Genomic DNA, 9,986 nt, shown 5'->3' with positions numbered 1-9,986 from the left:
ATTCAGTGGAGGAGTTGAACCAGGTTTTAACGGAGTCAAGTGAGCCAACGATTGTGCTTTGCCATCCGAACTGTGAAATGGAATTGAAGGAAGCGGTAGATGGGATGATTATTCCGATTTCTTTGGCTTTTTTTGACAGAGATCTTGTAGATGTAGAAAGGGCGATTCAGTCGCTTAGAATAAAAGAACATGATAAAAGGCTAGCCTATTTGAGAGGCTAGCCTTTTTATTAATGTGTGAAGCCGTGGACGCCGGATTGTTGGGTATCATGGAAGAGGATGTGAGCGTTGTTTAGTTCTTGAATAGAGGCTTGGAAATCTTGGATGAATTCTTCTGCCATGTTGAAACCGAGGTCAGCGCGGCAGACGTAACGTTGGATGATGATGTTTTCTAAGTTTTTTGGTAGTGGGTATGCGGGAACTTGCCAGCCGCGCATTTGGAGGCGGTCCGCTAAATCATATAATGTCCATTTTACGTTAGCGTCGTCTTTTAATTTATAGCAGACGATTGGTAAATGGGAGCCGTCGTTATAAATGTCAAAGTAGCCGGTTTGTTCGACTGCATGGGCAAGGTATTGTGCTACATCGCTTGTTTTTTGATGAATGGTGCGGTAGCCTTCGAAGCCGTAGCGTAAGAAATTGTAGTATTGACCGATGATGTGGCTCGCACTGCGGGAGAAATTGATTTGCATGGTTGGCATTTCTCCGCCAAGGTAGCTGACTTTAAAAATAAGTTCTTCTGGTAGGTAGCTTTCATCTTTCCAAAGGACCCAACCGATACCAGGATAAACGAGGCCGTATTTGTGACCAGAAGTATTAATGGAGATAACGTTTTTCAAGCGGAAGTCCCAGATAATATCGGGTTCGACAAATGGAGTGAAGAAGCCACCACTAGCTGCGTCAACGTGAATGTAGACTTTATAATCTGTTTTGCTATTGTATTCTTCTAATTTTTCGTTAAGTGCGTAGATGTCATCGTAGCGGCCTGTGTAAGTGATGCCGAGGATGCCGACAACGCCGATTGTATATTCGTCGACGTAATCAAGGACTTGGTCGGTATTCAGTTGCATGTGATCTTTATCCATTGGAACAACGCGCATATCGATATCCCAGTAGACACAGAATTTTTCCCAGCACACTTGGTAGCCAGAGGAGATAACGAGGTTTGGTTTTTGCGCATAAATATCTAAGCCAAGTTTTTCCGCACGTTTTCTCCAAGCAAATTTCATTGCCATTCCGCCCAGCATACACGCTTCACTAGAGCCGATTGTGGAAGTTCCCATGAATTTTTGGTCCTTAGGTGCATGCCATAAGTCAGCGATAATATTGACGCAACGATTTTCAAGTTCAGCTGTTCTTGGGTATTCAGATTTATCGATTGCATTTTTTTCTAGTGTTTCGGACATTAATTTGGTTGCTTCGTCTTCCATATATGTTTGGCAAAAAGTAGCTAAGTTTTGACGGGCAGAACCTTCATCTAAAAGTTCGTCTTTTACTAAACGATAGGCAATCCGAGGTTCGAGTGGTTCTTTTCCGAGGGTGTATTTAGGAATATCACGATCCTCTGCACTTGATCCGAAAACTGGTTCTAAATAACTTTCTTTATTTTCTTTACTATATAACATGATTTTTTCCTCCTATAATTTGTCTTGATTCATAATATGTTTTTCGTCGGGGTTAATAATGTGTTCGCCACGAGCTCTTGGGTGGGTGAATTTATTGATGTCGCTTGATTCTAAATGTGTAATATCTTTCGGTGAGATGTCTTTTTTATCGTGCACAGCGTAGATGATAAATGGAATTAGTACGGTGACGATAAAGCTGATTGATAAGATAACCATGTATGTCGTGTCGCTTTTTGCGGCGATGGATGCTGGTGGAACAAAAGAGATACATAAAGCGAAAACGGATGTTACTAAGCCGATTAGCGCTACAATCACTTTAACAATTTTGCCACCAGGGATTTGATAGGTGCGTTTTAAGCTTGATTTTTTGAAAATAAGTACTAAGTAGCCGATGAAAAAGAGTAAATAGCCGACTAAATAAATGACTACGGTTAAGGAAATGGCAGTTAGGAATGATAAATTATTTCCGCCGCCGCCGAATGTGAGAATAGCTGCCCAAATGGTAACGACGACGCCTTGAACCATAATAAGTGGAACAGGGACACCGTGTTTATTTACTTTTTTCATTTTTTCTGGAAGTAAGCCTTGTTCTGCTGCAGTATACATTCCGCGTGAGGGGCCGACTACCCAGGCACTGACTTCACCCATGACGCCAAGTGCAATCATGATGGCAATCAGTTTTACTGCCCATCCTAAGCCGGAACCAAAGTGCAGAATTAATGCTTGGAATGTTTGGACGACACCGGAGCTAAGGGATAAATCTTTTAAAGGTAACACAGCGGAAATGGTTAGGCCGCCGATTGTATTCAGTGCGATGGCTAAAATAACGAGCATAATCATCGCTAGTGGATAATCGCGTTTTGGATTGGTCATTTCATTTACGTGGCTCGCGGAAGCTTCAACACCCATGTAAGCGAGTATAAATGACACGAAGATGACTAATGTTGAAGCTTTTGAGAAATCCGGGATAAACGCCTCTTTGGAAAAAGTGACATGAAGGGGATTTCCGCCAGCAACATAAGCAATACCTAGGATAAATAAAATGATTGCTGGGATGAGAATACCGATAATAAAACCAAATTTCGCGATTTTAGCAGTGTTTTTCGTACCACCTAGTTGAGAAAAAGTAAGTCCCCAGAAAATGATTAAAACACCGATAAATTTAATAAAAGGGTTCGATTCGAGCGCGGGAAAATCAAATACATACGATAGCGCGCCGAGAATAAAGTAAATCATTGTCACGAATCCGACCGTTATTTGAAACCACTGAAAGAAGATTGCGGCAAAACCAAAACGTTCCCCGAGTGTATTTCCCACCCAAGAAAAAATACCGCCTTCTTGCCAGCCATCAACTGTCGCCATTTCTGCTGCACATAAAGCGACAGGTAAGAACCATAAAAATCCGCCAAGTAGCAAGAAAAATACGAGATGAAAGCCGGAAGTGGCAAATGTTGGATATTCATAAACTGTCATAACCATCGAAGCCGTAATGGCGAAAAATCCGAATAAGGTTAAAGACTTTGCTTGTTTAGACATTGTGTAGTACCTCCCAATTTTTTGTTTGCGAAAATACAACTAAACGAAGCTATAAGTAATTAGAATGATGCTTAATTAATGGTAAATGTGATTTTTTTGGAACATCATCAGTTAACACGAGAAAAGCACCTCCTAAGTTATTGTTTGTTGGAACATGTATAAGATTAGCACGTTTGTTTTCGAAAATTATTCCAGTTTTTTTCTTGGCTAAGGAAAATTTTTGAGACAGTACTTGAGGTTGTTTTATTCACGGCAAACGTATTCATTAAATTTTTTTCCATTTTTAGTAAAAAACTCTTGCACTTTAAAAAAAATGGGTGTATTGTATATAGATGTTAAATGTCCATTAAGGATATTGAAAGGTAATAATGGGAAGAGGGAGGATTTTTATTATGAAGTTGAGCAAAAGTATGGATCAGGTATTTTGTATTATGACGATGTTGTACACCCAGAAGGTAGATGTTCCCATTTCTTCCGTAACTATTCATCACCGTTTGCGTGATTCGTCGCCGTCTTATATTAGTAAAATTTTGAGGAAGCTAGTCGTTAGCGGGCTGATTAATTCAGTTTCGGGTAATAACGGTGGTTTCACGCTTGCTAAAGACCCTGAAGAAATTAATTTGCTGGATATTGTAGAAGCAGTGGAAGGGAAAATCGATACATACCCAGATTCCGACTTAATCCACACTGTTTTCTCTGACTATCATGAATTTGCAGAGTCCGGTATTCACACCATTACAAGTGCTTTTAGAAACGCTGATAAAGAATACGCTAATTATTTATACTCACAAAAATTATCTGTTTTAGTAGAGCAAGTTATTGGGAAAGAACGAACCACTATCATAGATTGGAACGAAGCGTAATAAATCTTTAAAAGAAAGAAGTGCGGTAATAAAATGGATATGGTAAAAAATGAGTGGAAGAAATTATTTAAAAACAAAATACTACTTTTATCATTTGTAGTTATTCTGTTTATTCCACTTTTATATGCAAGCTTTTTCTTAAAATCCGTCTGGGATCCGTACGGCAAAACAGGGGATTTACCAGTAGCGGTAGTTAACAATGATAAACCGGTTGATTATAACGGCCAAACAATGGATGTTGGTGATCAGTTAGTCACAAAACTGAAAAGCAACAAAGAACTTGATTGGAATTTTCTTTCCAAAGAAGATGCGGAACAAGGCTTAAAAGATGGCAAATATTATATGATTGTCACGATTCCAAAAGATTTCTCTAAAAATGCAGCATCCGTTTTAGATAAAGATCCGAAAAAAATGGAATTATCCTATAAAACAAACGGCTCGCTGAACTATTTAGGTCAAGTCGTGAGTGAACAAGGAGCCAAACAACTGAAAAGCGAGGTTTCCGCTGAAGTAACAAAATCATACGCGGAAGCAATTTTTGATAAAATTAAAGAGTCTGGTGAAGGGTTCGCCCAAGCTGCAGATGGCTCTGGAAAAATTAAAGATGGCCTTGTGAAATCACAAGAAGGTAATAAAACGATTTCTACTAATTTAAAAACGCTCGCAGATAGCTCTTTAACGTTCAAAGATGGCGCTAATACGTTAGAAGTTGGCTTGAAAACTTACACAGATGGTGTAAACACTGCGGCCGCTGGTGGGGATAAATTAAATGATGGTGTTTCGACACTTGCAGCTGGAGTAGGACCACTAAAAGACGGTGTAGCAGCGCTTGACGGCGGGGCAACGAAATTAGCTAGCGGAGTTTCTACCTATACATCTGGTGTAGATACACTAGCAGGCGGAATTAACCAAGCTTACACTGGTTCTACTGCACTTTCAGATGGATTAAATAAGATGAATGGCAGTGTACCAACTCTAGCATCGGGCATAACACAACTAAATAACGGCCAAAAAAGCTTAGCAACTGGCTTAGATTCACTAGTCGATGGAAGTAACAAACTTTCAGCAGGACTTAAAGAATTAGACGGTAATTTAACTGATAAACAAGGCAAAATTGCCCAATTGAAACAAGGCATGAACGATTTACAACAAGGAATTGATCAATTAAATAAAAGTGTCAACGGGGAAGATGCAGCACTTGCAAAACAACTCGCTGCACTACAAAAAAGTTTAAGCGACCTACAAAATGGCTTAACATTTATTAAATCTAATGCGAACTTCGATGCTGAAGCAATTAAATCAAAAATTAATGCGACAGCTGGCGTGAGTGCAGAAGATAAACAAAAAATTATTGATGCTATTCAAGCCGATTTAGATAAAGAAACACAAAAATCCGCTACACAAGTAGCAACAGTAGAACAACTACAAAGCGGCTTATCAGGTCTTGATTTAGCGGCAATTCAAACACAAGTAACAGAATTGCAAACTGGCGTAGCGAAAATTTCCGCTGGTTATCAAGCAGTTCACGGTGGAACAAACGAAGCCTTTAACAGTATTCACCAAGCAATTAATGGCTCAGGTAGTCAAACTCTACTTGGCGGCGCGAACCAACTAACTGCTGGACTCAAATCAGCACAAGCTGGAAATGCCAAATTAGTTGCTGGAACAAATCAACTTAACAGCCAAGTGCCAACCCTAACTTCTGGCGTAGGACAACTCGCTGCGGGTAGTGCAAATATGGAAAACGGATTAAGTCAGTTAAATGATGGTGGTAATCAACTTGCAAGTAATTCCGGCGCATTACGTTCAGGCGCAACAGAGTTACAAGGCGGAACAAACCAATTAGCTGCAAAAGTACCAACACTTGCAGGTGGAGTTAATCAACTACAAGCAGGTTCAAGCCAATTAGCAGGCGGTCTAAACCAACTATCAGCTAACTCACCAAAACTAGTTTCAGGCGTAGGACAACTAGCAGACGGCTCTTCCAAAATTGCCGATGGTTCTTCCAAATTAGCGAATGGTTCCTTCCAATTAGGAGATGGACTTACTAAATTAACAGACGGCAGCACAGAATTAACAGACAAACTAGCAGACGGAGCACAACAAGTCAAAGATACAAAAGCAACAGACAAAACATTTAACATGATTGCTGCTCCAACAAAACTCGCACATAATGAATATACGCACGTAAGTAACTACGGACATGCATTAGCACCATATGTGTTATCACTAGCTCTATATGTTGGTGCACTTGTATTTAACTTCATCATGCCAATCAGACGTGTTTCGATGGAAGGACAACCAGCTTATAAATGGTGGTTAAGTAAACTATCACTTGGTTTTGTCGCAGCTGTTGCGATGGCACTTCTTGAAGGTGGTATCATGATAGCACTAGGACTAAGACCAGATAGCATTGTTGAATTCTTCGGAACAGCGATTATTACAGCTCTTGCTTACATGTTCCTTATCATGCTTCTTGCTATGACATTTGATAATCCAGGTCGTTTTATCGCGATGGTATTACTCATTGTTCAATTAGCGGGATCAGGCGGAACATTCCCAATGCCACTTACTGGATGGTTCTTCAATTTAATCCATCCGTTCTTACCAATGACTTACTCGATTTATGCGTTCAGAGAGTCACTGGCAGCAGGTATGGGACCAAATGTATACAGTATGTCGATGCTCGTTCTTACAATTATCATGATCGCATGTGTTGGCTTACTATATCTATCTATGAGCCACTTGAAAAAACGTCATGATGCACATGAGTCAGCTCTTGATGATAATCAAAAATTAATGGCTTTAGAAAACTAAACAAATTAAAAGCAAGGTTTCCTGAAAATGGGAATCTTGCTTTTTTGTTACGCGATGGGGCGCCTTCTTATTAAAGAAATGCTATAATTAAACTATTAACATACGAAAAGAGGTATTGCATGACGAAAAAAATAGTATTTGTAGATGTAGATGGTACGCTTGTAACGGATGATGGGCTTGTTCCAGCATCTGCCAAAACCGCGATAATAAAAGCTAGAAACAATGGTCACCAAGTCTATCTATGCACTGGTCGTTCTAAACCAGAGCTGTATGACTCGATTTTATCCATCGGGTTTGATGGAATTATTGGTGCAGGTGGCGGCTATATCGAAGTAGACGATGAAATTATTTACCATAAAAAAGTAGCGAATGAAGATGTTGTTCATATGGTAGATTTCTTTCATGAAAAGAACTTAGATTTCTATTTGGAGTCTAACGGGGGGCTATTTGCAAGCGAAAATCTAGAAGCTCATTTAGATAGCTTAGTTTATGGCGATGTCGAGAATGATCCGATTGCGCGCGAGAAAAAAGCCAATAATCCGCATCCTTTCATGACAAGCCTAACTTACGGTGAAACAAATCTTTACCGCACAGATGTCAATAAAGCTTGTTTCCTAGAAAATAAAAATGTACCTTTTGAAGAAATAAAAAATGAATTTAGTGGCAAATTTGAAGTTTTACATTGCACAGTTCCTATTTTTGGGGACGATAGTGGAGAGCTGATGGTGCCAGATATTCATAAAGCAACAGCGATTGAATTTCTACTAGCGCATATCGGTGCAGAGAAGAACACGACGATTGGCATTGGTGATGGAATGAATGATGCAGAAATGCTTACTTATTGTGAAACTGGTATTGCAATGGGGAATGCCAAAGAAGAGCTAAAATTACTTGCAGATGAAGTAACAAAATCCGTTGAAGAAGATGGGTTATACGCAAGTTTTCTAAAGCATGGTTTGCTTTAGAAAAAATAGTTCGGGTAATGAAAGCTTATAGAGGAGGATTTTTATGAAATTAATCAGGACAAAAACATACGAAGAAATGTCACAAGAAGCGCTCGAAGTTGTCAAACAAGTCATTAACGAAAATGATAATCCGGTAATTAATACAACTACCGGAGCAAGTTTTGATGGAATGTTCGAGGGACTTGTAAAAGGAATTAATGCAGGCGAAATTCCAATCGAAAAAGTATTTTTAATGAATTTGGATGAGTATGTGGCTAAACGCGATGCTTCCTTCACTGTTTACACATATATGCACCAAAAATTCTATGATTTAATTAACAAAATGCCAAAAAGAGTCGAATTATTGGACGGAAGCCTAGCTGACTTTACTGACGAAATTGCCCGCTATAAGAAAATTTTGGCTGAAAATGAGCGCGATTTGCAAATTCTAGGCTTAGGGGTAAATGGACATCTTGGGGCTAATGAACCCGGAACACCATTTGATGCGCGATTGTTTTTGGCAGATAGCGATGAATCTACTATCAAAAGCACCATCATGTACAACAACTTAAAAGAAGACGAAGCGCCATCCCAAATGCTTACACTTGGATTAGCTGATATGATGGATGCAAAACAAATCTTAGTCACTGCTTCTGGTGAACGAAAAGCAGAAGCCGTTAAAGGTTTACTTGAGGGACCAATTGATGAAAGTTGTCCAGCGTCGATTTTACGTAACCATCCGAATGTCGTATTTATTATTGATGAAGCGGCAGGGTCATTACTTACTAATCACTAAAAAGGGGGCAAAACCATGAGAAAGTTATACACGTATTTCGTTTTAATTCTCGGTGTGGCGATGATTGGTCTTGGAATTTATTTAATGTTTAATCCAAGTACTTCACTGCAAGCACTAACTATTTTTATTGGGATTATTTTAGTTTTAAATGGGATTAATGAAGTGATTTCTTATTTTGGAGAACAAAAATATTGGAGTATTTCCAAATGGATAATGTTTGATGGGATTTTATCAATCCTTATTGGTGGATTTGCTATTTTCGAGTCAAATATGGCGGAACGTGTTTTCATTATTATATTCGCGATTTGGATACTAGCTTCAGCGATATTACGTATTTTAACGGCGTTTGCTGTAAAAGGTTTCCCAGGATGGACAGTACTACTTATCATGGGAATTATAGGATTGATTATTGCTGTTATTTCCTTGTTCACAAACATGCTAGTAGCGATTGCAGTTGGGATTATACTTGGAATATTTTTCATTTTTCAAGGTATTACATGTCTTTCTCTTTGGTGGGTTATTCGAAAAGGTGAATCTCGGAAATAAAGATAATTTTTTATATTGTTTTCCGTTAAAATGCTAAGAAAATTACATTAATAAAACTGAAAAAGTGATTTTGTCACAAAATGGACATAAGAAGCGAGAAGATGGTTCTTTGAGAACTCTTTGCTCGCTTTTTTTTTATTATGATAAAGAGAGATGAATTGATGTGAGGATTTTGAGGAGGCGGGATAAATGGAGGAAAGGTTTACAACGGAATTAATGTTTACGTTAACTAATAATCCAAGGTTTCAAGAAGTAGCGGAATTGGTGTATTGGAACGAGGAGGAAATTGTTCATTGCCCAGAAAACAATGAATATGTGTATGCAATTGACGAGGGAAATGTAACACAATGTGCTGCAAGAAATAGTTCTTGGGGAAAAGGAAGCATTCTTGGTTTTACTCGAGAAGAGACAAAAATCCACCCCCTCTCTAACACGGTAGCCTGGAAAATTCCTTTAACATATGTAAAGGATATCTTGAAAAGTATGGGTAAGATTAAGGTTGCTGATTTAACCATGATAGAAAAGAATTTTTTAGATCGAAATGAAATTGATTGCATTCAGTGGTTCATTCAAGAAATGCCTTTGAGATTACATACAACTTCCTGGAAAGTAGCGTTAGATTTTTTTAGACAAGAGATTATGCAAGTTGTTCCTAAAGAAATATGTGCTTTTCAAGTAAAAGAATTGAAGCAGCAACATATTCTATATGAATTAGGCTATTACCTTGAAATAGATGTATTACAATTTCATAATTATTTGAGAGACTTAGCCTATAAAAAAGTTTTACAAAAAATTAATTGAAATATTTCTTAATTTAGCACAGACAAAAATTCGAATTCATAGTACACTTATAAGTAACC

At 38.5% G+C, this 9,986-nt stretch carries 9 protein-coding genes (1 of these 9 running past the window's edge); 7 read left to right on the top strand and 2 right to left on the bottom strand.

The window, feature by feature from the left end; genetic code table 11:
• Positions 1–221, top strand: the end of a protein-coding gene (locus tag GL301_RS11815) for a helix-turn-helix domain-containing protein (RefSeq protein WP_003734797.1). The gene continues 1,294 nt to the left of window position 1, outside the view; 221 of the gene's 1,515 nt are visible here — the last part of the coding sequence; its start codon lies beyond the left edge, outside the window; it ends in the stop codon at positions 219–221.
• 8 nt (positions 222–229) lie between these two features.
• Here GL301_RS11815 and GL301_RS11810 read toward each other — a convergent pair whose 3' ends face one another.
• Together GL301_RS11810 and gadC are read right to left on the bottom strand one after the other, a co-directional pair.
• Complete coding sequence (locus tag GL301_RS11810) at positions 230–1,624, bottom strand: glutamate decarboxylase (protein ID WP_003727714.1); 1,395 nt, start codon at positions 1,622–1,624, stop codon at positions 230–232.
• 12 nt (positions 1,625–1,636) lie between these two features.
• Positions 1,637–3,160 carry a glutamate/gamma-aminobutyrate antiporter gene (gene gadC / locus GL301_RS11805; RefSeq protein ID WP_003727715.1) on the bottom strand — a complete coding sequence of 508 codons (1,524 nt, stop codon included), beginning with the start codon at positions 3,158–3,160 and terminating at the stop codon, positions 1,637–1,639.
• A 392-nt stretch (positions 3,161–3,552) separates the two neighbouring features.
• Between gadC and GL301_RS11800 the strand changes: the two genes are divergently transcribed.
• The 6 genes from GL301_RS11800 (at position 3,553) to GL301_RS11775 (ending at position 9,927) form a co-directional block, all read left to right on the top strand.
• Entirely contained in the window at positions 3,553–4,023 is a 471-nt protein-coding gene (locus GL301_RS11800) for an Rrf2 family transcriptional regulator (RefSeq protein WP_003723817.1), read from the top strand.
• A 33-nt stretch (positions 4,024–4,056) separates the two neighbouring features.
• Complete coding sequence (locus tag GL301_RS11795) at positions 4,057–6,840, top strand: YhgE/Pip domain-containing protein (RefSeq protein ID WP_012681428.1); 2,784 nt, start codon at positions 4,057–4,059, stop codon at positions 6,838–6,840.
• A gap of 119 nt (positions 6,841–6,959) precedes the next feature.
• Positions 6,960–7,805, top strand: a complete 846-nt coding sequence (locus GL301_RS11790) for a Cof-type HAD-IIB family hydrolase (RefSeq protein WP_003727723.1) — start codon at positions 6,960–6,962, stop codon at positions 7,803–7,805.
• Between the two features lie 43 nt (positions 7,806–7,848).
• Entirely contained in the window at positions 7,849–8,580 is a 732-nt protein-coding gene (locus GL301_RS11785) for a glucosamine-6-phosphate deaminase (RefSeq protein WP_003725128.1), read from the top strand.
• A gap of 15 nt (positions 8,581–8,595) precedes the next feature.
• Entirely contained in the window at positions 8,596–9,126 is a 531-nt protein-coding gene (locus GL301_RS11780) for an HdeD family acid-resistance protein (RefSeq protein WP_003727724.1), read from the top strand.
• A 189-nt stretch (positions 9,127–9,315) separates the two neighbouring features.
• On the top strand, positions 9,316–9,927 hold the full coding sequence (locus GL301_RS11775; RefSeq protein ID WP_003734799.1) for a hypothetical protein: 612 nt from the start codon (positions 9,316–9,318) through the stop codon (positions 9,925–9,927).
• The last annotated feature ends 59 nt before the right edge of the window (positions 9,928–9,986 follow it).

Source organism: Listeria sp. LM90SB2, assembly GCF_028867355.1.
Taxonomy (GTDB): Bacteria; Bacillota; Bacilli; order Lactobacillales; family Listeriaceae; genus Listeria; species Listeria monocytogenes_B.
The sequence above is the reverse complement of the archived record's forward strand: the minus strand, read 5'-3'. Positions and strand labels throughout refer to the sequence as shown.

What these genes read in the sequence shown, in the direction of transcription:
- GL301_RS11795 (WP_012681428.1), top strand. Translation starts at nt 4,057, where the DNA reads ATGGATATGGTAAAAAATGAGTGGAAGAAATTATTTAAAAACAAAATA.
- GL301_RS11780 (WP_003727724.1), top strand. Translation starts at nt 8,596, where the DNA reads ATGAGAAAGTTATACACGTATTTCGTTTTAATTCTCGGTGTGGCGATG.
- GL301_RS11800 (WP_003723817.1), top strand. Translation starts at nt 3,553, where the DNA reads ATGAAGTTGAGCAAAAGTATGGATCAGGTATTTTGTATTATGACGATG.
- GL301_RS11810 (WP_003727714.1), bottom strand. Translation starts at nt 1,624, where the DNA reads ATGTTATATAGTAAAGAAAATAAAGAAAGTTATTTAGAACCAGTTTTC.
- GL301_RS11775 (WP_003734799.1), top strand. Translation starts at nt 9,316, where the DNA reads ATGGAGGAAAGGTTTACAACGGAATTAATGTTTACGTTAACTAATAAT.
- GL301_RS11790 (WP_003727723.1), top strand. Translation starts at nt 6,960, where the DNA reads ATGACGAAAAAAATAGTATTTGTAGATGTAGATGGTACGCTTGTAACG.
- gadC (WP_003727715.1), bottom strand. Translation starts at nt 3,160, where the DNA reads ATGTCTAAACAAGCAAAGTCTTTAACCTTATTCGGATTTTTCGCCATT.
- GL301_RS11785 (WP_003725128.1), top strand. Translation starts at nt 7,849, where the DNA reads ATGAAATTAATCAGGACAAAAACATACGAAGAAATGTCACAAGAAGCG.